We start from the raw sequence: 24,599 nt of genomic DNA, 5'->3' as shown, positions 1-24,599 counted from the left end.
CATAAAATTTGCGTGAGTAAGCGTCAAACTTTACGATGAACGAGTTGGTATTGGTGTGCGGCAAGGCGACTCTCCTACCGCTTTCGTCTCCCCGAATAGTTGCCCGAGGATGTGGTTTTGCCCGCGTTTCCTTTGGCGCTGCCCAGCAGTCGTTCCACCAGATCCGGTCGATTGAGTTTGTTCAGCCGATTCCGAATCCAGTCTTTATACTCCGGTTTGTACCAGAAGAAATACCGATTCTGGGCCTGCTTTTCGTCGCGCGTTTTAGCCGTCTTAACGGGCTTCAGCGTGTACGGGTGAACGCCCGAATAGTAGATTACCTCGGCCACGGTCATGGGAGTCGGCGTAAAGTCCTGCACCTGCTCCAGCTGAAAACCAAGGTCTTTGGTCTCAGCCGCCAGATTGGCCATGTCCTGTTCTTCGCAACCGGGGTGCGACGAGATGAAGTAGGGAATCAGGGGCTGCTTCAAGTTATGCTTTTCCTGAATCTGGTCGTATTTCTTCTTGAACAACTTGAAATACTTGAACGATGGCTTCCGCATGATCCGCAACGTGTCATCAGCGGTGTGCTCAGGAGCCACTTTCAGGCGACCCGACACGTGGCGCGTAACCAGTTGCTCCATGTATTCGTCGTGGTTGCCGTCGCTGTTATTTTTATTAAAATCATCGACCAGCAAATCGTAACGTACCCCGGAGCCAACAAACGCTTTTTTGATCGCGGGGTTCGCGTCGACCTTGCGGTATAACTCGGTCATCGGCTTATGCGACGTATCCAGATTGGAACAGATAACCGGGTGAATACAGCTCGGGCTTTGGCAACGGGCACAGATAGCCTCGTCTTTGCCTTTCATTTTGTACATGTTCGCCGACGGGCCACCCAGGTCTGAAATATATCCTTTAAACTCCGGATGCTTCGTGATCTCTTCGACCTCTTTCAGTACGGACTTCTCGCTCCGCGAGGCAATAAACTTGCCCTGGTGCGCCGAAATGGTACAGAAGCTACAACCGCCGAAACAGCCCCGGTGCATGTTCACCGAAAACTTGATCATGTCGTAGGCCGGAATCGGACCCCGTTTTTTGTATTTCGGGTGGGGCAACCGCGTATAAGGCAAATCGAATGACTTGTCGATCTCAACCTCCTCCATCGTTTTGAAGGGCGGATTGATGACCAGTACCTGATCGCCCACCTGCTGGGTAATCCGGTTGGCCTGCCATTTATTCGACTCCACTTCAACGATTTTGAAGTTGGCTGCGTACTTGATCTTATCCTTCAAGCAGGTCTCATGACTCGCCAGTTCAACCGTACTCCAGTTGTTGTAATCGCCCAACTGGGTACTGCCGTCGTGCATGAACGCTACCTGGTTGATGTTCCGCATAGACGAAAAAGGCACACCCTGCCGCGCCAGTTTCAGGATGTCGCGCAGGGGTTGCTCGCCCATGCCATACACCAGCATGTCGGCTCCGGCATCGACCAGAATGGACGGCATTAACTTATCCTGCCAGTAATCATAATGCGTTACCCGGCGCAGCGAAGCCTCGATACCACCGAGGAGCACCGGCACATCGGGGTACAGTTCTTTCAGAATTTTGGTGTACACAATCGTGGCATAGTCGGGCCGGAAACCCGCTTCACCGCCGGGGGTGTACGAATCATTCGAGCGTAACCGTTTGTTGGCGGTATAGTGGTTAACCATGGAGTCCATACAGCCCGCCGTAACGCCAAAGAAGTATTTGGGCTTGCCGAATTTCTTGAAGTCCCGCAGGTCGTCTTTCCAGTTGGGCTGTGCGACAACCGCCACACGAAAGCCTTCGCTTTCCATGATACGGCCGATCACAGCGGTTCCGAAAGCAGGGTGATCGACGTAGGCATCGCCTGAAACCAGCACAATGTCCACTTCGTCCCAACCTCTTTTTTCGACCTCTTTCATTGTGAGAGGTAACCAGTCTGTAATGGGTCTTTCAATCATGAGCTCGTGTAATTATCTACCTGAAAAACATCGAAATTACGAAATAATTCACCAACTGGTCGTGAATCATTCATTCTATACGGATCGGCCGCTGAATAGTCCGTCATTTTGGTCAATTTCGGCCCGGTCAATTTAATGTCTTTTCTATGCCCTTACTCAAAGCAGCCATCATCGGTGGCGGCAACATCGCCGATAGCAATCATATTCCAGCCCTTCAACAAGTAGCTGACCGGGTAGAGGTGGTCGCCCTCTGCGGGCGCGACCTCGGAAAAGCCCGCGCGCTGGCCGATAAACACAGCATTCCCCACGCGTTCGATAACACCCCTGCGCTCTACGCTCAGTGTGCGCCTGACCTCGTCGTCATTTGCACACCCAATAACCTGCACCATCCTCAGGCGATGGAAGCGCTGGCGCATAACTGCCACGTTTTCTGTGAGAAACCACCCGCTATTTCGGCTCAGCAGGCCCGCGATATGGCCAATATGGCGGCTCAAAAAGGCCTGACGCTGGCCTATAACTTTCAGCTCCGGCAAACAAGTGAATGGGAATTATTGATGCGTTGCCGGGCCAATGGCCTTCTCGGTGACATTTACCACATCAAAGCCCATTTTCTGCGTCGACGGGGTATTCCCGGCTGGGGTTCGTTTACCAATAAAGCCGTGCAGGGCGGAGGTGCGCTGATGGACCTGGGCGTTCACGTTCTTGATTTAGCCTTGTATGCGCTGGGTTACCCAACGCCCGATCAGGTACTGGGCAACACGTATGACCTGATCGGGAAAACGGGTGGCAAAGGATTAATGGGCAAGTGGAATCCAGAAGTGTTTGAGGTAGAAGATGCCGCCACGGCTTACCTCTCCTTTCCAGACGGCGCATCCATTATGTTGTCGGCGTCGTTTGCCCTGAATACGCAGGCCGACAAGGACCGAAACCTGGAAATTTTCGGCAGCCAGGGTGGCGTAAAGTTGTTTCCCTTTTCGCTCCACACCGAAATAGCCGGGGAGTTGGCGGATATTCAGTTTCCGTATCTGGAAGAAACGGACATACAACTCAACAATACAATGGCGTTTCTGGATGCCTGCGATGGCAAAGCCTCTACGGTGTGCACGGCTGAACAGGGAGCCATTTTACAGGAAATTGTGGAACGTATTTACCAGTCCGCCGAGCAACGGTAGTACAATAAAAGCACAAAGATTAGAGAAAACTGCTCCGTTCTTTGTGCTTCGATCCGTCATTAACGAACTCAACGTCTGGCAATTAAGCCAACACCTTGGTCGAGCGCAGCCACTCGGGTTTGGTCGTTGTGACGCGGGCTTTCAGCTCATTCAGCATGGCGTAGAGGCCGTAATAGGTCCGGTTCACATACAACCCATCCTGCGAGCCACGGGCAACTTTCGAGTTTTTCAGCTCGTCAACATTGGCTAACCCTTCAGCAAAAGCATACACGCGATTGAAGTAGGCATCATCCCCAAAGTCGAACGAGTCAACCGCGAAGGGCTCCGCCAACATCCGGGTCATCTGCTTGAATAAGTCAGAGAAGAAAGCCCGGTCTTTGGGCGAGTCCTCGTCAGTGAGGAACTCCAGATTCTCGAAGATCTCTTCCGTTAGCTGCTCATTATCAATGGTATCCGGATTAACGAGCAGAAAATAGTTGTCGTAATAAAACTCAGGTATGACCTTCACACAACCGAAGTCGATGACGCCCATCCGCCCATCCGCCCGCATCAGGAAGTTACCCGGATGGGGATCGGCGTGGACCTGGCGCAGGGTGTGAATCTGGAAATCATAGAAATCCCACAGGGCCTGCCCTATCCTGTCCCGAACCTCCTGCGACGGATTCGTTTTCATGAATTCTTTCAGGTGCATGCCATCCAGCCAGTCCATGGTCAGGATACGCTTCGACGAGAATTCGGGGTAGTATGTCGGAAATACCAGACCCGGAATATGGGCGCAGGCTTCCGAAATCTCGATGGATCGTCTCAGCTCAAGTTCGTAGTCGGTTTCTTCCAGCAGTTTCGACTCCACTTCGCCCATGTACCGGTCAATATCCCGTTCGTTCAGGTTCAACAAGCGAACAGCGAGCGGTTTGGCAATTTTCAGGTCTGAACTAACCGCATCGGCTACCCCCGGATACTGAACTTTGACAGCCAGCTTTTTTCCATCCTTCCAGGCCTGATGCACCTGCCCAATGCTGGCAGCATTAACGGCTTCGGTGCTAAACTTATCGAACAGCTGCGTGGGCGTTTTCCCGAAATACGTCTTGAATGTTTTGACAACCAGCGGCCCCGACAACGGTGGGGCCGAATACTGCGCCATCGTGAATTTGTCAGAGTAGGCCACCGGCAGCAGGCCCCGATCCATGCTCAACATCTGGGCCATCTTCAGAGCCGACCCTTTCAATTCACTCAGCGCGTCGTAAATGTCGGCGGCATTGTCCTTGTGCAACTCCTCTTTCGACAGGCCAGGATCGAGCAGCTTCTTGCTATAATGCTTTATGTAGTTACCACCAACCTTAACGCCAGCCTTCATGAACTGACTGGCACGCGCAACCTTACTCGTCGGAACGGATGTCTGGATTTTCATATTCAGGAAAGAGCGAAAGAATGAATGAGCGATAGAGTGAAAATTACCGATGCTAACTCGCGCTCGTTTTTTCACTCTTTCGCTCATCCATTCTTTCACTTATTTGTTTTGGTACATGAACTTGGCAAAATCGAACAGGGTATCTAACGGCGAACGGCCGATGAGATCAAAAGCGGTGTTAACAGACTTCTCAATCGCGGAGTCGGTTTTTTCAAAGTTCCTACTCACATCGCGTATCCAGAAGTCGAGGAGATAAAGCGTTTGTCCCCAAAGTGCGTCCGGATATCGGTCGGTCACAAACGGGCGCGGCTCCACTTCCTTACTCTCCCGCCCTTCGGCCAGCAAATCGCGGGCGTAATCGAAAAACTCGTCTTTGAAGGGGGTCAGGATAGGCGTTTTAGGCGTCATGCTGCGAAAGCCTTTTCCCTTGCTCTGCTCTTTAAGTCGACCGAAGCTATACACAACAAAACTACGTTGCGCTTTGAGCAGCTCAATCCAGGTATAATAGAACGCCAGCAGTTTCTCCCGAACGGAATATCCCTGATAGGTTTCGTCGGATTCTACGGTTGTTTTGGCATCTTTGAAGAAAGCCAGCCAAATGTCCGCTTCAATCGCGTCGAATGAAGTATACTGCGTGTAGAAATCAGCCTCGGCTATTTTTAATTTCTTGGCAAACTGAAAAACGGAAGTAGGTTGTTTACCATGTTCAAGTACGTATTCCGTGTACGCTTTGCGGATTTTTTCTAGCATGTCCATACAAAAGGACAACGGCCCGTTCACGAAAAAAGTTTAGTCGTTTTCTGCATCCGAAAGCCCAATAACTTCGTGTATTTTTGCCCTGCTTTACCGGAAAAACCGACCCGGCAAGCTGGTGATAACTAACTAATTCTCGGGAACTGTCATGAATAAACGAACAATGTGGTTTTGGTGTCTGGGGATGCTGATCAGCGTGTATAGCTTTGGCCAGTATGGTGGCTATGGGGGTGGCTACGGCGGGGGCATGGGGGGTCGTGGTATGGGTCAGAGTATGCCCAGTAGCCCGCCAAAAGCGTCAGTGCCGAACATTGCCGGCGATATGGCCCAGAAGGAAACCAAATGGCTGAAAGAAAATCTGGAGTTGACAAAAGAGCAGGCTAAATCTGTTAAGCAGCTCAACAACGAGTACGCCAGTCAGCAACAGGATGCCATCAAAGATATTCTTGGCACTGGTGGCGGACGACCTTCGCCGGAAGCCGTCAAGCAGGTGAAAGATATGATGCTGATGTTCAACGAAGAAAAGGAAGAGAAGCTAAAGCCGATTCTGACGCCGGAACAGTGGACACTCTATCAATCCAAAAAAGAAGCCATGCAGAAGGATATTGGTGGCTGGCGGCCCGCGGCCCCGAAAAAAGACTCTACAAGCCGGGCTGCCAACTGAACGCCCGGCCCACTTCCTGGACCAGTTAATTGTTTTTCGACAAATAGCTTAATTTCCTAACCAGATAGTAAGTCTAAGGACCAAGTTATTTCGTAGGTGTGTGGATATACCTTGTATCAATTTATCCAGCTTATGAAACGCGCATCCACGTTACTCTTTTTAATCTGTTTTTGGTGTTCGGACGGGATGGCCCAACCGGCCCAAAACACCACCCAGGCCATCCGGTACATCAAGTTAGCCAATACCCTTCGGGCGGTCGAAAAATCGGACGAGGCCATCAGCCTGATCAAACGAGCCCTACCCGCCGTTCAGAAAAACAATTTTTACTGGGAAGCCGTCGCCAACGAACTGCTGGGGTTGTCGTACATGGATTTGCGGGATAGCACAACCGCGATCAGCTATCTGGAAAAAGCCCGCGCGCAGTACCTGAAACTCAAGTACGTAGCCAGCGCCTGGGGCGTCAATGAGATTGTCCGGAATCTGACCAACAAGAACCTGTACGCGGGCATACAGATTGGCACGTCGACCATTAAGCTGGCGATTCTCAAAACGAAGTACGAGACCGATTTCTACGAAAAGGAAATTAAATCGACGGTCGATATAGCCAACCCGTCGGCTACGTTTTTTGCCGATGCTTCCGGTAGCTACCGCCCTACTCAGGATGCGCTGAAAGTGTGTCTGGACTCTATTCAACGTTATAATATCCCCAACGAACGGGTGTTTATCGTGCTTAGCAACGATGTTCGGGAAGAACTCGCTAGAAACCCACAGAACAGGAAGAAAATTTATGATCAGCTAGCGCGTGTGCTGCCTAACAGCAACCTGAAAATAGATACGTCGCTCACCGCCGATCGGGAGGCTGAACTGTTTACAACCGGTGCCATTCCCCGCAAAGTGTGGCCGACAACATCGGCGCTGGACATAGGTAGCAACAGCACACTGGGTGGCTACTTCGACCAGGCGGCCGGACCCGCTAACAAAACATTCCACGGCATCCACGTTCCGATCGGGATCAACTCGCTCGTTGGCCAGATTGACAGCAAGCGGTCCATGAACCTGGACGCCTACAAAAAGGAGGCACAACGGGTTGTCAAAACCATTATGGATCGTGAACTGACTCCACGTCTGAACGCCAGCAATCGGGGGTTGCAAAATCGCAAAACAGTAGGCGTGGGTGGCGACATCGTATGGGCGCTCATCACGTATCTGCATCCGGAGAAAGCGGGCGTAACAGCTGTAGCCATCACGATGGATGATGTGGACCGTTTCAAACGACTGGCCCTGAACGACTACCGCGAATTGACGAAACCTAACCTGAGCGAGATTGCCAATCCGGAGATTAAAGCGCAGGCTGAGAGCGACATCGCTACGATTCAGAATGAGCTCAATGAAAAACAGATCATTGCCGGTGCCCTGTGGCTGGATGCCATTATGAAAACGTACTCGGCTATGACTGGCGAACCCAAGCGGTTTGTTTTTGTCCGGAATGCCGATGTAGGCTGGGTAACCGGTAAATTTTTAGAGACAATCAATTTTGAATACGAGTCAACGATTGCCAAAGGAGCCCTGTATACCCGGTAGAGAGGAAGGATTGTAGTAACAAATGAGGCCGTCAGTTGACGATATCGTTGACTGATGGCCTTATTCGTTAAACCGGCTATTTCCTCAATCTGTTTTCGGTCTTCATCGCAACTCCGCGACGTACGCACCCATCTGCCGCACGGAATGACAGGTGATATTACGGGTGCTGGCTTCCGCTAAAAGCCTATCCGTCAACGGTGTTTTGTTCGAATCATCGAAAATAATGTGTTTTGCTACGACTCGTCCGGCGAGCTGGCTCCAGTCGTGCAGGGCATTCCGACGAATGATGAGGTAATCTACAGCGGCTGGTAATCGCCACCGATTTCTGCCATCTAGTTTATTAACCAGCAGCAGCGTTTTGCCTCGCCAAACCCACAGACCGTATTCGCGGGCCTGATAATAGCCGGGGATGCGGTTGAGCGTATCCGGCGTATCACCCTCCGGAGTATTGCCCTTTCGCCCCGTATGAACAATAGCAAGATCCGAAATACCCCACTGGCCAAAAGTATTCTTGAGGTAAAAGTCGAATGAGCGCGTATCGGATCGATCAAGATCCGTTAGCAACTGACTCCGGTACCCGGCCGTAAGGCTTACCGCCGTTCGATGAGGCAGAAAATGAACGGCCAGCCGCTGCTGATGGGCTTGCTGATAATCGCCCCACGTGGTTACCCCCGCCAGAAGTAAAGCGCAAACACAGGTAATCCATAGATACGTCCGGTTGCGGGAGAGCAGCAAGGCCACCCCGCTAAAAATAACCGCATACGTTAGTATCATAGCGGTTTGGGAAAGCCACAGGCCCTCCCAGGCGGCACCAGGAAGCTGGCCCGTTTGCGTAACGGCGTAATTGAGTAACCAGGCAACCTTGTGCAGCAACCATCCTAATCCGTCATTCAGGTAAGGTACCCAGCCAAACGCCAGCACCGCCATGGCCAAGGGCAACAGAATCTCAGACATGACAATCACAATTGGATTGGCCAGCAGAAAATACGTGGGAAACTGGTGAAAATAGAAAACACCCAGCGGAAACGTGATCAGCTGGGCCACCAGCGCCACGGCCGTTAATTCCCACAGCCGGTTCATCCACGTGTACCGAAACGTAATGGACTGATACAGGGACGACTGCCAGGCACTGATGCCACCCACGGCCAAGTAGGACAACTGAAACCCCGCGGAGAACAGGGCGTATGGGTCGAAGCATAGAATAAAAAAAGCGGATGCCCCCAACGTGTTCATTAACTGCTGCTGGCGCCCCGTTGCATTGGCAACAATCAGCAAGGAGAACATGGCCGCCGATCGAAGCACGGGTGGCGAAAACCCGGTAACCAGGGCATAAAACCATAAAATGACCAGTTGAATAGCGGCCATCAGCAGTTTTCCCCGTGGCCGCTTGATCAGGAAACTGAGCAGGTAGGTCAGCACCGCAAACAGTATCCCGACGTGCAGGCCCGACACCGATAAAATGTGCACGGCCCCGGCTGCCGAGTAGGCCCGGTACAACTCCGTATCCAGATCGTCGCGCACGCCCAGAATCATAGCGTTCACAAGACCGTATTCGGCCCGGCTGCCCACCTGGTGGGTAAAAACGCTATCGGCCCAGCGGTTAACAACGGTGGCCAGATTCGTGATCCGGCTGGGTGGCTCCATACCCAAAACCGTTCGTTCGAACGGTCGCAGGTATTGCTGGTGATAGATGTTCCGATAGCTGAGGTACCGTTTGTAATCAAACTCGCCGGGGTTCAGCGGTGGGTCAATGGGTCGGGGGGCACCCGATACCAGCCACACTTCGCCATAGCGGGGCATGGGTTGCGGTACGAATGCATCATTCGCCTTGTCTACGTACACAATGACGCGGCCGCTGAGAGGTTGCCAGCCAGTTCCCCAGTTTCCCCGGCGAATGGCTACCTCGACCCGAAAGGTTTTGGCCCGCTCTTCGGGCTGCGCCGTAATGACGCCCTCGTACGCCCTGAGCGTATCGGTGAGGTGAACGATACTGGTCGACTGATTACTCGCCGTGTGCTGATAGGTAATGGTCCAGCCGAGTGCCAGAAGAATCCATAATCCACCAATGCCGGAGGCAATTTGAATGGGTTTGATCTGGTTGCCCGCTTGCCGATACATACCCCACCCGAGCAGGTAACTACCCAGAAACAGGGCGGCTACTGCCAGTTGCGGGTAATCCGGTAGCTGGGTATACAGGAGTATGCCCGCAATCAGCGCCAGCGCATACCGAACAAAGGGGTTACCTTTCATTCTTTGGCGTAGGCAGATCCGGGCAACACCATTTTATAATGCTGTATACCAGCCTCTTCAAATAGAGGACCGACCGGAATAAAACCAAAACCAGCATAGAGAGGCATGGCCGTTACCTGGGCGTGAAGGTAAATCCGCTCAATAGGCTCGGGCTGCTGGCCGAATACATCGTCCAGCACGGTTTTTACTAGGGCCTTGCCAACGCCCATCCCCCGAAAATCGGCGAGGACGGCAAATCGTTCCAGTTTTACGCCGTTCGATGTCCGGCGCCAGCGGGCCGTACCGCAGGGTGTACCATCGGCACGGGCCAGAAAATGGGTGCTGCTTTCTTCAAATTCATCGTACTCCTCGCGCGCATCAACGTGTTGTTCCTCAACAAATACCTCACGGCGAATAGCAAAAGCTGACTCCAGATCAGCCGAATTGGAGATGGGTAAAACGTTAATCATAAAATAGATTGGTTATCCGTTTAGGGTTTACGGCACAACGTAGACGACCGCCAGCAATACGCACGCGTCATCCAATCATTTACCAGAAACCGCGAAATACCGCGATCTGCAAACCGAGATCAGTGTATCAGTAAGCGCTTACTGGCCATTTCGCTGCCCGTTTTGACCCGAACAATGTATACGCCCGACGCTAATCCCTGCACGGAAAGGTTGACCCGGGTGCTGGGCGAATTAGTGTACGAATAGGTTCGCATCTGACGCCCGGTTGCATCGAATAAATCGACACTAAACGTCTGAAAACCCTTCACCTGCACATCAACAGAGGGGTCTGTTGTGGTTGGATTAGGGTATAAGCTCACCGTAAGCGACTCAGTTTCTGTCAGGGGCGACGCGACCGACTTGAGCAGCTGCGCCCGCCGGGGGCTCAAGGTCATGACCAGCCGCATACGGGCAACCTGCCCGGCCGTAAACAGATTCATGCAAGCATCGGGCCAGTAATTCATGTAATCTTCGATCAAATCACGGGTTTGCTGGCCATTGAAACAGGTCGAATACGTCTGGTTACAATTGAGCAATCTGGAAACATCCGAGCGATCTTCGGTTGGTGGCGTATCTGCTACATAATCTTCGGCACAGCCATTTCCATCCCCCCAGGTATGAATCAGACCCAGCCAATGACCGATTTCATGCGTCGCCGTGCGCCCCAGCGCATAAAGCGATGACGTGCTAACCGTACCGATTCGTTTACCGAAATAACGGTAGTCAATAATGGTGCCATCGGTAAATTCGTTTGACGAAGCCGGTAGCCCTTTCAAGGTATCGGCGGCCGTCGGAAACTGCGTGTAGCCAATGTACGTATCCACTTTGGTCACCCAGATATTCAGGTACCGATTGCTGGGCCAATACGCAATTTGAGACAGTAATACATCGTCATCGAACACGTTGAACGAAGATTTCTGCGCGTAATAATGTCGGGTAATACCACTCGTTGCATTGCCATCGGGATCTGTAGTAGCCAGGTAAAACTCAAACCGGGCATCGGCGCCAATCGAACTGGTATTGAACCCGTTTGTGCCTTCTTTTCGCCGATAATCCTCATTCAGAACCTGAATCTGAGACAGAATCTGCTCGTCGGAAATATTAACATTGTTGGCGCCACCAACCGTATTCGACGCGTTGCTGTGCACGACGTGAACCACGACCGGTATGCGATAGACGGTTTCGTCGACGGCCTGCCTCAGCGATTGGTTGTTTGCCTGAGCCTGTTGAATCAGGCGATTTAATTGATTGAGCTGACCCAGTCGATTTGGGTCACGTTGCTGAAGAATGCGCTCATGGTCAACCACCCCGCAGCGGTTGGTCAGTTCTTCCGGGCTTGTCTGCGCCCAGCCAGCCGAGGTAGCTATCAATAAAAACAAACCGGCCAGCCAACGCCAGCCGGTTTGTTTTTCTCTGGTCAGGTTACTATTGACCTGCTGTTTCATACGCTGTAATAATTTCGCGAACGAGCCGATGCCGAACCACATCCCGGCCATCCAGCTCAACGAACGATATTCCCTTGATGTTTTTCAAAATATCGACGGATTCGATTAACCCGGATTTTTGCCGGTTGGGCAGGTCAATCTGCGAACGGTCACCAGTAATAATGGCCTTCGACGTTGGCCCCATCCGGGTCAGAAACATTTTCATCTGCATCGGGGTCGTATTCTGCGCTTCGTCGAGCAAAATAAACGCATTGTTCAGCGTCCGGCCCCGCATGTAAGCCAGGGGCGCAATCTCGATAATTCGATTCTCGGTATAAAACTTCAGCTTTTCGGCCGGAATCATGTCATCGAGCGCATCGTAGATCGGGCGCAGATACGGGTCAATTTTTTCCTTTAAATCGCCCGGCAGAAATCCCAGATTTTCGCCGGCTTCTACCGCCGGTCGGGTTATAATGATTTTCTTAACTTCTTTATTCTTCAGCGCCCTCACGGCAATAGCCACGGCCGTGTAGGTTTTACCGGTTCCGGCCGGCCCGATGGCGAACACCAGATCGAATTTCTCGGCCGCTTCGACCAACCGTTTCTGGTTGTCTGTCTTTGCCCGGACGACCACCCCGCGTGTTCCGTAAACCAGCACCTCATCATCATCGGGCGGCACTGGTGGAATGGCTCCGGTACCGCTCACAGGTAACCCACTATGGCTAAGATAGCTCTGAACATTCTCGTGGGTAATTTTCCCGTATCGCTGGTAATGTTCCATCAGCGAGTCCAGAATATCACTAATACGGCTAATTTCGGGCGTCGTGCCCTTAATACGAATCTCGTTGCCACGCGAGATAATTTTGCTCATGGGGAACGCAGCAGCCACTTCTTTAATATTGTGGTTCTCCACGCCCAGAAAGTCGATGAGCGATACATTGTCGAGGGTGATGACTTTTTCGACCAAACGATGAATTGTGTTAAAGTGTGATTCCGAAAAGTAAGCGATTTCTTTAGGTGTACAACACGTTTTATCGAAAATTTATTCACCTGCTCCCGTTTCTTATCCGCCGATATTTTTTTGCACAAAACGGATATTTTATATCGGATAATCTTTATCTTGCTGAGGTACAGATCACTACTCTACTCCAGTATTATGTACGCCAAGCCATCCGGTGACCGTTGCTTAAAAAATCGATTTTTTTTTCAGCCTGGTAGCATCAACATTACCAGAATGTTACGGCCGTTTTTGCGCTCATCATGCCTATACGCAGGCCGGGCTGGACTTGGCTTGTGGGCGATGAATTGCGTAAACTTGCATTAACAGATGGAGAATAACGCACGCCCCAACCAGCACCTTCGTAAGCCTTCGGCCTTTGCCGGGGGTCGTCAGCAAGCCGGAAACCACTGGCTCGATACGGGCCTTGGCAAACTTCCCCCCCAGGCACTTGACCTCGAAGAAGCCGTACTGGGCGCTCTGATGATCGAAAAAGACGCGCTGTCGTCGGTTGTCGATATTCTGAAGCCAGAAACCTTTTACAAAGAGGCCCATCAGCGGATTTACCAAGCCATTCTGACCCTATTCGGCAACTCAGATCCCATTGACCTTCTCACCGTTACCCAGCAACTGCGTAAAACCGGTGAAATCGAACTGGTAGGGGGCGGTGGGTTTGTTTCGGAACTTACCTTCCGGGTCAACTCGGCTGCCAACATCGAATACCACGCCCGGATTGTGTCGGAGCAGGCGCTCAAACGGGCGCTCATTGCCATGTCGTCAACGATCTTGCGCGACGCCTACGAGGACACAACAGACGTCTTCGAACTGCTGGACCGAACCGAACAATCGCTCTTCAAGATTTCGGAATCGAACATCAAGAAGAATTACGCTGACATGAGCACCATTGTCAGGATGGCGCTGAATGAGCTGGAAACCAAAAAAAATCAGGAGGGCTTGACCGGCGTTCCATCGGGCTTCACCAATCTGGACCGCGTTACATCAGGTTGGCAGCCAACCGAATTAATCATTCTGGCGGCCAGGCCAGCGATGGGAAAGTGCCTTGGCAAAGGCACCAAAGTGGTTATGTTTGATGGGTCGCTCCGCAAAGTAGAAGATGTACGCAAAGGCGATTTGTTAATGGGTGACGACTCGACTCCCCGGCGGGTATTGAGCATTGCTCGTGGCCAGGAGCGCATGTACTGGATTAGACAGAACAAAGGCATTGACTACCGGGTCAATGAGAGCCATATTCTTTCGCTCAAGCGAAGCCGCAACGAAGGTGGCCATGTAAAAGGTGATGTGCTTAATATTACCGTTCGGGATTACCTGACCAAATCAACGAAGTTCAAGACAAATTACAAAGGCTATAAAGTTGCCGTTGATTTCCCTGAGCAAGCCGTTTCGCTTGATCCCTATTTTGTGGGGTTATGGCTTGGCGACGGTCATTCTTACAGTTCCCGAATCACGAATACCGATACCGAGGTCATAGACTATCTGCAATCTTACGCCGATGATCTTGGGCTCAGCATGACCACGTACCAGCAAACAGGCTGGATCAATAATTATGCAATCACATCCGGACGGCGTGGTGGTGATCAGTCAGGACAAAATTCGGTATTCAGCATTCAGTCTGAACTGAGAAAACTCTCCGTTATTGAAAGCAAACACATTCCTCGTACGTACCTGATCAATTCAACAGAAAACCGGCTTAAGCTATTGGCCGGGTTGATTGATAGTGACGGGCATTATCAGGAAGAGTTTAATTGCTACGAGATTACTCAGAAGAATAAAGAACTGGCCGAGCAACTAAAATATCTGTGCGATACGCTTGGTTTTCGTTGTTCGCTTAAGGAGAAAAAAGCTACGATTGCCAGCATAGGGTTTGTTTCAACCGTTTACCGACTTCGTATTTTTGGTAATCTTGATTCGATTCCGGTTCGTATCGAACCGCACCGGCGGACCGGAAAGAAAGCAAGAGCATTGAAAGCGCGTGCTGACTGGCGGGTTACCGGTATAGCTGTCGAGTACGATAAAGTCGATGATTATTACGGCTTTTCAATTGACGGAAATCGGTTGTTTTTGCTTGAAGACATGACCGTCACGCACAATACGGCGTTCGTTGTTAGTGCCCTGCGGAACGCAGCTGTCGATCATGGTAAACCCGTAGCGATTTTCTCGCTGGAGATGTCGTCCGTACAGCTGGTGAATCGTCTTATCTCGGCCGAAGCGGAAATTGATTCCGAGAAAATCAGAAAGGGAACGCTGGCTCCGCACGAATGGACGCAATTGCACCACAAAATTCAGCGACTGACCGAAGCGCCCATTTTCATCGACGATACCCCTGCCCTGTCGATTCTCGAACTCCGGGCGAAGTGCCGACGATTAAAAGCCCAGCACGATATTCAGATGGTCGTGATTGACTACCTCCAGCTGATGTCGGGTGATACGTCCGGCGGCCGGGGTGGTAACCGCGAACAGGAAATTGCGTCGATCTCGCGGGCGCTGAAAAACCTGGCGAAAGAACTGTACGTACCCGTCATTGCCCTTTCGCAGCTAAGCCGGGCGGTAGAAACACGGGGTGGCGACAAGAAACCACAACTGTCTGACCTTCGGGAATCGGGATCTATTGAGCAGGATGCCGACATGGTTTGCTTTCTGTATCGTCCTGAATACTATAACATTACGGCCGATGAAAACGGCAACTCAACAGCCGGTATCGGGGAAGTTATTATAGCCAAAAACCGGAGTGGTGCGCTCGACACGATTCAACTCCGGTTCATTAACAAATTCACTAAATTCTGCGACCTCGACTCGTATTTCGAACCAGTGCAGGCGCAGGGCTTTGCACCGGACGTTAACGGCTTAAGCAGTTTCGAAACACCGCCGTCGGCGGGCAGCGTCTTTAAAAGTAAGGCGAATACCATGTCGAACTTCGGCAATGCGGATCCGAGTCAGGAAACCCCGTTTTAGTAACACAGACCGCACGGGCAGGGCCAATTCTGCCCGCATAGCCACAAACGATCAAGCCGTCTGTTCCCACCCCCGAATCTATCGGAACCAGGCCAGACGGCTTGATCGTTTATACGTATCGTATACACCTACAATCCAACCAGCGTGCGACCGAGTGCTACTAGAAGTTAGGCTTCAATAGATACTTATTATAAAACTCATCGATTACTCTGACGGCCTCGGTAGGCGTATCGACAATGCTGATGAGCTTCATATCTTCCGGGTTGATGTTTTGCTGTTCGCCCAGCATCACGTCGGTTATCCAGTCGATTAGTCCCTGCCAGTAAGTCTTTCCCACCAGCACAATCGGAAAGCGCGCAATTTTGCGGGTTTGGATCAGGGTTATGGCTTCGAACAGCTCATCGAGCGTGCCCATACCACCGGGCATGACAACAAACCCCTGCGCATACTTAACGAACATTACTTTCCGGACGAAGAAGAAATCAAAGTTGATGCTCTTATCGGGGTCAATGTAAATATTACTGTGCTGCTCAAACGGTAATTTGATGTTCAGCCCAACGGACTTCCCACCCTGTTCGAAAGCCCCTTTGTTACCGGCCTCCATAATACCCGGTCCTCCGCCCGTGATGACACCGTAGCCGTGCCGGACCAATTTGGCGGCTATTTCTTCGGTCATTTTATAATAGGGACTATCCGGCTTGGTACGGGCTGAACCGAAAATGGACACACAGGGACCGATCTTCGCCAGTTTATCAAAGCCTTCCACGAACTCAGCCATTACCTTGAAGATGACCCAGGAATCGGCGGTTTTTATTTCGTTCCAGTCATGGTCCTGAAACGCGTCTTTGATTCGTTGTTCGTCGGGCGTCAGCAGTAACTCGTCGCGCTTGGGTAAATCATTGGTAATCCGTTCGGTACTCTGCGTTTCAGAGCGATGAACATTTTCTTTTGTTTCTTCCATTTACGTATTAAAAAAGGCAGTGGGCGCGAAACGTACTCACTTTACAGGTAAATAAAACGTCATTAATTGAATTAAAACTATGTCGACAGCCACACCGACAGAATTTATTACGGATGGGGGAATACAGTAACATCTGGTTCAGGTGAAACGTTTCATTTTATTGAATACGTGCTTTGCGATTACGAAACGCTGTATATACTCAAAACCTAGACTCACCGGGAAATTGGTCAAAAAAAAATGGCCCGAAATATCCGGGCCATTAGTCGCTAATCTGGTTTCCAGCCTTTTATAACCGTCGGCTTTCCAAAAAGTTTTCGATCCGGTCCAGGGCTACCGTCAATTCATCAATCGTCGGTAGGCAAACGATCCGAAAATGGTCATTGTGGATGTAGTTGAACCCATTGCCTGCCACAACCAGCACCTTCTGCTCGATAAGCAGATTCAGAACAAAGTCATCATCATTAGCCAGCCGAAACTGGGTCAGATCAATTTTCGGGAAGATGTACAGCGCCCCTTTTGGCTTCACGCAGGTGATGCCCGGAATAGAGACCATGCGTTCGTACGCCAGCATCATCTGCTTATAGAGTCGGCCCATGGGCATTACCAGATCGTTGATACTCTGGTAACCGCCCAGCGCCGTTTGGATGGCGTACTGGGTAGGCACGTTGGCACAAAGCCGCATGCTGGCCAGCAGTGTCAGCCCTTCTATGTAGGATTTGGCGCGTTGACGGGCACCGCTCAGGATCATCCACCCACCCCGGAAACCAGCCGCCCGGTAGTTTTTCGACAAGCCTCCCATCGTGATGCAGAGAGTGTCATTGATCATTTTGGCGATCGGGTAATGAACATGTTCGTCGTATAAAATCCGGTCGTAAATCTCGTCAGCAAACACAATGAGTTTATGCCGTTCGGCGATTCGGGAGAGGCCTTCCAGCACCGCTTTATCGTACACCGCACCGGTCGGGTTGTTTGGATTGATAACGACAATGGCCCGGGTTCGGGGCGTTATTTTGCGCTCCAGGTCAGCCAGATCGGGGTTCCAGTCAGCCGCTTCGTCGCAAACGTAATGCACCGGCTTACCCCCACAAAAAGCCACTGAAGCCGTCCAGAGCGGATAATCGGGCGAGGGAACCAGTACTTCATCGCCTTCATTGAGCAACGCCTGCATGGAAAGCATGATCAGCTCGCTCACCCCGTTGCCTATGTAAATGTCATTGATGGCAATTCCTGGCAGACCGATGTTCTGCGTGTGGTGCATTACCGCTTTGCGGGCCGCAAATAACCCACGGGAATCCGAGTAGCCCTGCGCGTTACGGATGTTCAGAATGATATCGTGAACAATTTCGTCGGGCGCATCAAAGCCGAAGGTGGCCGGATTGCCAATATTCAGACTGATAATTTTGTATCCCTGGCTCTCCAGTTCAAGGGATTTCTCGTAGATCGGTCCCCGAATGTCATATTTAAGGTGCGTAAGCCTGTCGCTTTTCAGTATTTCCATACCCGGTAATTCCATCCCGCAAAAGTAAGAAAGAAATTGGTAGACGGTTTAGGGTTTGTGGTTTACGGTTGGCTGACGCGTCAGTTGCTTTCGCGCCAGCCAACCGTAAACCCTAAACCGAAAACCAGACACCGTTTACTTCTCAACCGGGCTGAGCGCTGTTTCGGCTGAGTTGCTGATGAAGGCGACTCGTTTGCTGTCCGGCGACCAGGATGGCGTATTGATTGTTCCTTGCCCTCCGTAAATGTACGCCAGCACTTTGGGTTGCCCCGTCCCCGATATCGGCAGCATGCGCAGATACACGTGTTTGTAAAACGGATGGTCGTCGGCTTTCACTTCTTCCTTCAGGAACGAGATGAACAGCAGCCATTTACCGTCCGGTGAGATATGCGGAAACCAGTCGTTGAATTCGCCATTCGTAACCACCTGCTGATCAGTACCATCGGCCTTCATCCGGTAGATCTGCATGGTCCCGCTACGGGCGGAGTTAAAATAGATGTACTTTCCGTCGGGGGTGTACTCCGGGCCATCATCGAGCCCTTTCGTTTCGGTTAGCCGCACTTCGGGGCCACCCGCAGCAGGTACACTATAGATATCGAACTCATCGTTCCGGGATCCCGTAAAGATCAGCGTTTTCCTGTCGGGCGACCAACCGTGCAGGTAGGATGGCCCTTTGGGCGTGATCTGTTTGGGCGTGCCACCCGTTGCCGGAACGGTGTAAATGATGGAACCGCCCAGTTCTTTTACCCCACTGCTCAGGCCAAGCATTTTTCCATCGAATGACAGTACATGGTCGTTATTATTGTTTTTCACATCCCCGGTATTCAGAACCGCCGGTTTGCGGCTGGCCAGGTTAAACGTATACATCAGCCCATCACTGTTGTACAGTAACCTTTTCCCGTCGGGCGTCCAGTTGGGTGCCTGCAACGACTTGGGCGAGTTGAAAACGACCTGCCGATCACCGGTAGCGATATCCAGAATTTCGAGGTTGCTCCCCAGGTATTCTTTGTAAGCCACCAGCCCGTCGGAGGCCGGTACACTGATCCGTACGTCCCGGAAAACGCCCCGTTCAAGCACGTCTTTGTTATGGGAACCAATGAAGAGCCCAACGTACACCTCATCGCCAAGCGGCAAATCAGTGACCTGCTCGGTAACGAACGGTTGTCCAAACTTGGCAACACGCATGGTGTAGGTATTCCCTTTTCGTTCCAGTTGAATAACATCGGCCCCGGTTAGGCTGGACCGAACTTCTTCGGTATTCCCTCCTTCCGTCCGTCTGAATTGCAGCGAGGTCAGGCCATCGCCATGTTCAACAGCATTGATATGGGGCGATTTACTGTCGAGACTCGTTCGAACCATCCAGCCCACTTTTCGGTGGGGATCAACGCCTTTGCCGACCAGCGCAGCGCGCGTGTAAAGGATAAAATCGCCTTTTATGCGCTTCCACATGAACTGGAATTCGTCATGATCGAACCAAACGTTGTAGCCCGATCCGGAAAGCGCATACGTACGCGTTTGAGGATTGTAGGAGGCCGAGCCAGGCTTAAGCACAGCCCCGACATCGCCATGACCGTCGAACAGACCCAGGTTGGTTTTCTGGGCCATCGTGGGCAGGCCAGCCGTAAGTGAAAAGCCGGTCAGACAGGCTAGTAGACGTAGTTTGAATCGTTTCATCAGGGTTTTCAAGGTACTTATAGTCAGGTAGTCGTCATTCTTAACGCGCGACTACTAACGAAAGATCATATATTGACTTTCTACCGATTCGTTGGCGGTTAAATTAACCGGCGGGTTACTTTTACTGGCTATATGGACAAATACGTAGTTTTGCCGGGCCTTTATGCTAACTCCTGTTTGCTCACTTCCTGATCACCGTCTCATGAAACAGCTTTTTTTGTCATTACTGCTTTGTTTGCAGTTGTCGTTTACCGCAAACGCGGCACCGGGCGATACCCCTATCGCCATTGAAACCGACCATACGGCCCTGGTTATTCGGGTCGATAAGGACCAGACGCCCACCCTCGTTCATCTGGGACCAAAACTCCGCAATACGGCAGAATACGCAGCGATTCCGGCCAACGGAAAGCGCGGTGACGACTACACGGCAATTTATAATTCGATTTATACCCCCGCCGGGAGCCGCAACCTGCTGGAACCGGCTATTCAGGTAACCCACGCCGACGGAAATCCCTCCCTCGACCTCAAGTATATTCGGTACGAAACGCAGTCCGTCGCCGACGGGGTTGTGCTGACCACGGTGTACCTGAAAGATCCGCAGTACCCGTTTGAGGTAACATTGTATTACAAAGCGTACCAGCGAGAAGATGTCATTGAGCAATGGAGCTCCATTCGGCATGCGGAGAAAAAGCCCGTCACGCTCCATAAATATGCTTCGGCCAATCTCTACATTCCGGCGCAGAACTATTATCTGACGCACTTCCACGGCGACTGGGCCAATGAAATGAACCCCAGCGAGGTTCCCCTCACCGAAGGCATAAAAATCCTGGATTCCAAACTCGGCACGCGGGCCGACTTGTTTCAGCCCCCCTCCTTTCTGGTTTCGCTCAACCAGCCCGCCGATGAAAATCAGGGCGAGGTAATTGCCGGTACACTTTCGTGGTCGGGCAATTTTCAGCTGGCTTTTGACGTCGATCCGCTGCACAACCTGCGCATCATTCCGGGCATCAATCCGTACGCATCCGCGTATTCGTTAGCGCCCAATACCGAGTTTAAAACGCCCGCATTTGTGTATACCTATTCCAGCCAGGGCAAGGGCGGGGCGAGCCGCAGCCTGCACCGCTGGGCGCGTAAACACCGGATTCCGCAGGGCGAGGGCAACCGCCTGACGCTGCTGAACAACTGGGAAGCTACTTACTTCGACTTTAACGAAGAAAAACTGTCGGCCCTTTTCAAAGACGGCAAAAAGCTCGGTGTCGATCTGTTTCTGCTGGATGATGGCTGGTTTGGCAACAAGTACCCGCGCAACAACGATAAAACAAGCCTGGGTGACTGGCAGGAAAACATGAAAAAGCTGCCCCACGGCTTAGGCTATCTGGTAAAAGATGCCGAACGCGCCGGGATAAAATTTGGTATCTGGCTGGAACCCGAAATGGTTAGTCCCAAAAGTGAACTGTACGAGAAACACCCGGATTGGGTCATCAAACTGCCCAATCGGTCGGAGTATTATTTTCGGAATCAGTTGGTGCTGGATCTCTCAAACCCCAACGTCCAGGACTTTGTCTATAGCGTGGTCAACGATCTGATGACCAAGAATCCAACCGTCGGATACATCAAGTGGGACTGTAACGCTGTTGTTTACAATGCCTATTCCGCCACCATTCAGCATCAGTCGAACCTCTACGTCGACTACGTGCGGGGACTTTACAAGGTGCTGGAACGCCTACGGACCAAGTACCCAACCCTCCCCATGATGCTTTGCTCGGGGGGCGGTGGCCGGGTGGATTATGGCGCGCTGAATTACTTTAACGAATACTGGCCCAGCGACAATACCAACGCCCTCGAACGGATTTTCATTCAATGGAATTACTCGTATTTCTTTCCGTCCATTGCCAGTTGCAACCACATCACCGACTGGGGCAAGCAACCCATTAAATTCAAGACGGACGTAGCCATGATGGGCAAAATCGGGTACGATATTGTGGTCAGCAAGCTTACCGAACCCGAACTGGCGTTTAGTCAGCAGGCGCTGAAAACCTACGACCGCATTAAAGACGTAATCTGGAAGGGCGATCTGTTTCGATTGGCGTCGCCTTATACTAGTGATGTAGCCTCGGCCATGTACGTCAACGACGCCAAGGATCGGTCGGTTTGGTTTACGTATCTGGTCAGGGATCGCTACAAAGCGGGCAGCGTGGCTCCCATTAAACTAAACGGCCTCGACCCGGCGAAATCGTACCGGATTCAGGAATTGAATGTGTATCCGGGAGATAGTTCAACCATCAATAAAAGTACGACAACGTATTCCGGCAACTACCTGATGACCATCGGCTTCAACCCGCAGGTCGATACCCGTCGAACCAGTGTTGTGCTGGAGCTGACAGCCACCAAGTAGCATCAATCATTCATCATTCATTTGCCAATCGGCACCGAAAAACATCGGTGCCGATTTTCGTTTGCCGGTACCTATTGTGAGAAAATCACGGGCATACCTACTATCAGGTATATTTTTCAATAAACGGCTACATTAAGTTTGCTACGTAAGGCAATCGAATAAAAGGCTGCGGATACCTGTTTGGGTCACCTCCTTTGTGCTAATACGGCGATAACCGTACGACGGTCTACATCAACACAACCGTTTTCATTTTCAACTCATCACTCCATGAAGTCAACACTACTCCTTTTATTGCTGCTTATGACAATCGGTTGCAGCCAATCGTCTACCCCTGATCCAACGCCGACTCCTGCGCCACCCGACTACAGCTCATGCCGTTATGCGGTAAACTACAAGCTTCGTTATTCGCCTTTAAACCCGGCAAAGCCCGTCACGTTAACCTATCTTGACTCTACTCAAAAAGCCAAAACCGTGATGCTGAAGGACACCGCACTGGATCTGAACCTCACGTATAAATATGGAGATAGTGTTTACGCAAAACTAAGCCCCTCTTTTATCTACTTTTTGAATAAATCAGGCAATAAAATTTCATTCAGCTACAGTAGTTCCAACAAGAATTCGTCATCATGCCCGGTACAAACCTATCAGGGAGGTTCCAATGGACTATCTGTCCGTGCAGACAGTGTTCCATCCGCAGCGTTCTCTATGATCCCTTATCGCTTCAGCAAATAGCGGAAAGATTCTGGTTGTTAACTCACTGATAAAACTGGCTACTTAGGTAGTTGTAGCTTAAAGCGCAGTGTTCCACAATATGACCCGCCTGATCCAGCACCACCAAAACCGTTTCGCCTTTCCCTCCACCTCGACTTAGGTGAATCCGCACGTATTTTTTATTCCCTAAACTGATGTGGTGGGCAATCGTCAACCGCCGGGCATTTCGTTTGACAAAAGGCCATTGCATTCGGGAGCGAATACCCGCAGGAAGATGAACGTAAAAACGATGCTTGACATTTTGCTGATAGAAACTGGAATCCGCTGCCCCTTCGGCCTGAATCCGCTGCTGAACCCGATCTACACTAGTTATGCTCTGAAGCGAATAACAGCTGCGGGCAAAAGGAGCCAGCAAGGTCGCGTCTTCCTCGACCAGGCCCGTCGAATAGGCCGTTATATCACCATAGGTTTTGCGTAGAAGTAAACTGTCGGCATAAAAATCCAGTGCCAGCTGCTCATAACAACGGGTTTGCTGGGCCAACTCATCTTGGTGAGTCTGTAGAAACATGAATGCTTTGTCTAGGCCCGGATCCGTTCCTTGCTGCATATCGCTGCGGTGATGAGTAACGGTTAGGTCAACCGGTACACCCTTAGCTTCGTAATTTACTCGCCTGGCACTCACCGTTTGGCCATTCGACAAGGCCACCTGCCAGCCATTGGGGAGCCGATGGCCAAACATGGGGGAAAATATACCGTTGCTATTTTCCCCTATCAGTTTCACATAAGACAGTTCTTTTAGATACAGTGCACAATGATCACCAGCGCTGATGGTGGCTCCACTGGTCAGCAACACCGTCGGTTTAAGGAGTTGTTTTTCCCCTTTGGGCGCCACATAATAGGCGGTCCAGGGCGTGTACTCCTGCTTGGGCTTACTAACCCGGCTACGGCCGAATCCAACCAATTTCCTCACCTGGATCAACCGGCCTACCAGGGCCTCCAGATAAGCGGGAGACCCTCCTCCATTGATGCGAATATCCAGAATCAGTCCTTTTACGTCCGCAAAGGAGTGAACCATGTCGTCTAGTTGCTGGCTGAAGCGAGCCAAAGGCATACCTCCAAAGCCATTGAGCTGGAGATAGCCGTAGTCTTTCGAGCGACAATAGCCACCAATCTGATAGGGCGCACTCTGGAAGGCAACCAGCGGACCAAATCCCCGCTCCTGTAGTTGGTTTAAGGTCACCTGGTGAAATTGGGCCTGTAGTGCTTTTGTTGGAAACTGCTGGTAAAAAGGGGAATATTGGGCATTGGCGGGTAAATCCCCGATTGGGGAAATGACCACATGCCCGTCTTGAAGGGGATCGACCATTGCCTGAAAGATGGCCAGTAGCTGGGTATCCGTAGTGGCCGGGGTCACCTGGTCTCGAAAGCGGTGATATTGCTGACGCCAATCGAGGTGGCGTGTTTCGAAGTGGGCGTAGTACTGATTGAAGAGTTGCCAGAAAGCCTCGAAGTTCCGTTCGGGGCTAGCTTTGGGTGAGGGCTTAGCGAGGACAAGGACTTGCCCTGCAAAACTTAAGATAAGCAGGAGTACTACCTTCCTATAAACGCAGTTACCACGGTCTTTCATAACTGACTTCTCTGGATTGACTTAGGGGTTCTCTTCGACTTATCGACAAATAGTGAAGA

At 51.3% G+C, this 24,599-nt stretch carries 17 protein-coding genes; 6 read left to right on the top strand and 11 right to left on the bottom strand.

The window, feature by feature from the left end:
- Window positions 1–74: 74 nt before the first annotated feature.
- Window positions 75–1,967 carry a YgiQ family radical SAM protein gene (locus ACYU87_RS00305; RefSeq protein WP_461132029.1) on the bottom strand — a complete coding sequence of 631 codons (1,893 nt, stop codon included), beginning with the start codon at window positions 1,965–1,967 and terminating at the stop codon, window positions 75–77.
- A 146-nt stretch (window positions 1,968–2,113) separates the two neighbouring features.
- On the opposite strand from ACYU87_RS00305, the gene ACYU87_RS00300 reads away from it, so the two are divergent.
- Window positions 2,114–3,139, top strand: a complete 1,026-nt coding sequence (locus tag ACYU87_RS00300) for a Gfo/Idh/MocA family protein (protein WP_461132028.1) — start codon at window positions 2,114–2,116, stop codon at window positions 3,137–3,139.
- Between the two features lie 82 nt (window positions 3,140–3,221).
- Here ACYU87_RS00300 and ACYU87_RS00295 read toward each other — a convergent pair whose 3' ends face one another.
- Together ACYU87_RS00295 and ACYU87_RS00290 are read right to left on the bottom strand one after the other, a co-directional pair.
- A complete protein-coding gene (locus tag ACYU87_RS00295; RefSeq protein ID WP_461132027.1) occupies window positions 3,222–4,547 on the bottom strand; it encodes an ABC1 kinase family protein in 1,326 nt (441 codons plus the stop codon).
- A gap of 99 nt (window positions 4,548–4,646) precedes the next feature.
- Window positions 4,647–5,303 (bottom strand): TetR/AcrR family transcriptional regulator, encoded by a 657-nt coding sequence (locus ACYU87_RS00290; RefSeq protein WP_461132026.1) that lies wholly within the window; start codon window positions 5,301–5,303, stop codon window positions 4,647–4,649.
- Between the two features lie 145 nt (window positions 5,304–5,448).
- On the opposite strand from ACYU87_RS00290, the gene ACYU87_RS00285 reads away from it, so the two are divergent.
- The gene (locus tag ACYU87_RS00285; RefSeq protein ID WP_461132025.1) at window positions 5,449–5,964 is read left to right on the top strand and encodes a hypothetical protein; all 516 of its coding nucleotides are present in this window, start codon (window positions 5,449–5,451) and stop codon (window positions 5,962–5,964) included.
- 132 nt (window positions 5,965–6,096) lie between these two features.
- Window positions 6,097–7,545 (top strand): tetratricopeptide repeat protein, encoded by a 1,449-nt coding sequence (locus ACYU87_RS00280; RefSeq protein WP_461132024.1) that lies wholly within the window; start codon window positions 6,097–6,099, stop codon window positions 7,543–7,545.
- A 102-nt stretch (window positions 7,546–7,647) separates the two neighbouring features.
- On the opposite strand, the gene ACYU87_RS00275 is transcribed toward ACYU87_RS00280, so the two are convergent.
- The 4 genes from ACYU87_RS00275 to ACYU87_RS00260 all read right to left on the bottom strand — a co-directional run bounded on the left by ACYU87_RS00275 (window position 7,648) and on the right by ACYU87_RS00260 (window position 12,674).
- A complete protein-coding gene (locus ACYU87_RS00275) occupies window positions 7,648–9,795 on the bottom strand; it encodes a ComEC/Rec2 family competence protein (protein WP_461132023.1) in 2,148 nt (715 codons plus the stop codon).
- Window positions 9,792–10,244, bottom strand: coding sequence for a GNAT family N-acetyltransferase (locus ACYU87_RS00270; protein WP_461132022.1), 453 nt, complete (start codon window positions 10,242–10,244; stop codon window positions 9,792–9,794). Before ACYU87_RS00270 ends, ACYU87_RS00275 begins: the two co-directional genes overlap by 4 nt.
- A 119-nt stretch (window positions 10,245–10,363) precedes the next feature.
- Window positions 10,364–11,728, bottom strand: a complete 1,365-nt coding sequence (locus tag ACYU87_RS00265) for a M43 family zinc metalloprotease (RefSeq protein WP_461132021.1) — start codon at window positions 11,726–11,728, stop codon at window positions 10,364–10,366.
- Window positions 11,709–12,674 (bottom strand): PhoH family protein, encoded by a 966-nt coding sequence (locus ACYU87_RS00260; RefSeq protein ID WP_461132020.1) that lies wholly within the window; start codon window positions 12,672–12,674, stop codon window positions 11,709–11,711. Before ACYU87_RS00260 ends, ACYU87_RS00265 begins: the two co-directional genes overlap by 20 nt.
- Before the next feature lie 360 nt (window positions 12,675–13,034).
- Between ACYU87_RS00260 and dnaB the strand changes: the two genes are divergently transcribed.
- Window positions 13,035–15,674, top strand: a complete 2,640-nt coding sequence (gene dnaB / locus ACYU87_RS00255) for a replicative DNA helicase (RefSeq protein WP_461132019.1) — start codon at window positions 13,035–13,037, stop codon at window positions 15,672–15,674.
- Between the two features lie 160 nt (window positions 15,675–15,834).
- Here the strand turns inward: dnaB and ACYU87_RS00250 are convergent, their stop codons facing one another.
- The 3 genes from ACYU87_RS00250 to ACYU87_RS00240 all read right to left on the bottom strand — a co-directional run bounded on the left by ACYU87_RS00250 (window position 15,835) and on the right by ACYU87_RS00240 (window position 19,807).
- Window positions 15,835–16,635: an LOG family protein gene (locus ACYU87_RS00250; RefSeq protein ID WP_461132018.1), complete on the bottom strand. Its 801-nt coding sequence runs from the start codon at window positions 16,633–16,635 to the stop codon at window positions 15,835–15,837.
- A gap of 286 nt (window positions 16,636–16,921) precedes the next feature.
- A complete protein-coding gene (locus ACYU87_RS00245) occupies window positions 16,922–18,133 on the bottom strand; it encodes a pyridoxal phosphate-dependent aminotransferase (RefSeq protein WP_461132017.1) in 1,212 nt (403 codons plus the stop codon).
- A 135-nt stretch (window positions 18,134–18,268) separates the two neighbouring features.
- Window positions 18,269–19,807: a TolB family protein gene (locus ACYU87_RS00240; protein WP_461132016.1), complete on the bottom strand. Its 1,539-nt coding sequence runs from the start codon at window positions 19,805–19,807 to the stop codon at window positions 18,269–18,271.
- A 202-nt stretch (window positions 19,808–20,009) separates the two neighbouring features.
- Here ACYU87_RS00240 and ACYU87_RS00235 point away from each other — a divergent pair, with 202 nt between their 5' ends.
- Both ACYU87_RS00235 and ACYU87_RS00230 read left to right on the top strand, forming a co-directional pair.
- Window positions 20,010–22,202 carry an alpha-galactosidase gene (locus tag ACYU87_RS00235; RefSeq protein WP_461132015.1) on the top strand — a complete coding sequence of 731 codons (2,193 nt, stop codon included), beginning with the start codon at window positions 20,010–20,012 and terminating at the stop codon, window positions 22,200–22,202.
- 267 nt (window positions 22,203–22,469) lie between these two features.
- On the top strand, window positions 22,470–22,934 hold the full coding sequence (locus ACYU87_RS00230; RefSeq protein ID WP_461132014.1) for a hypothetical protein: 465 nt from the start codon (window positions 22,470–22,472) through the stop codon (window positions 22,932–22,934).
- A gap of 22 nt (window positions 22,935–22,956) precedes the next feature.
- On the opposite strand, the gene ACYU87_RS00225 is transcribed toward ACYU87_RS00230, so the two are convergent.
- Window positions 22,957–24,540, bottom strand: a complete 1,584-nt coding sequence (locus ACYU87_RS00225) for a S41 family peptidase (RefSeq protein WP_461132013.1) — start codon at window positions 24,538–24,540, stop codon at window positions 22,957–22,959.
- Between the last annotated feature and the right edge of the window lie 59 nt (window positions 24,541–24,599).

It is taken from the genome of Spirosoma lituiforme (assembly GCF_054776635.1).
This window is presented reverse-complemented; position numbering and strand designations above follow the sequence as displayed.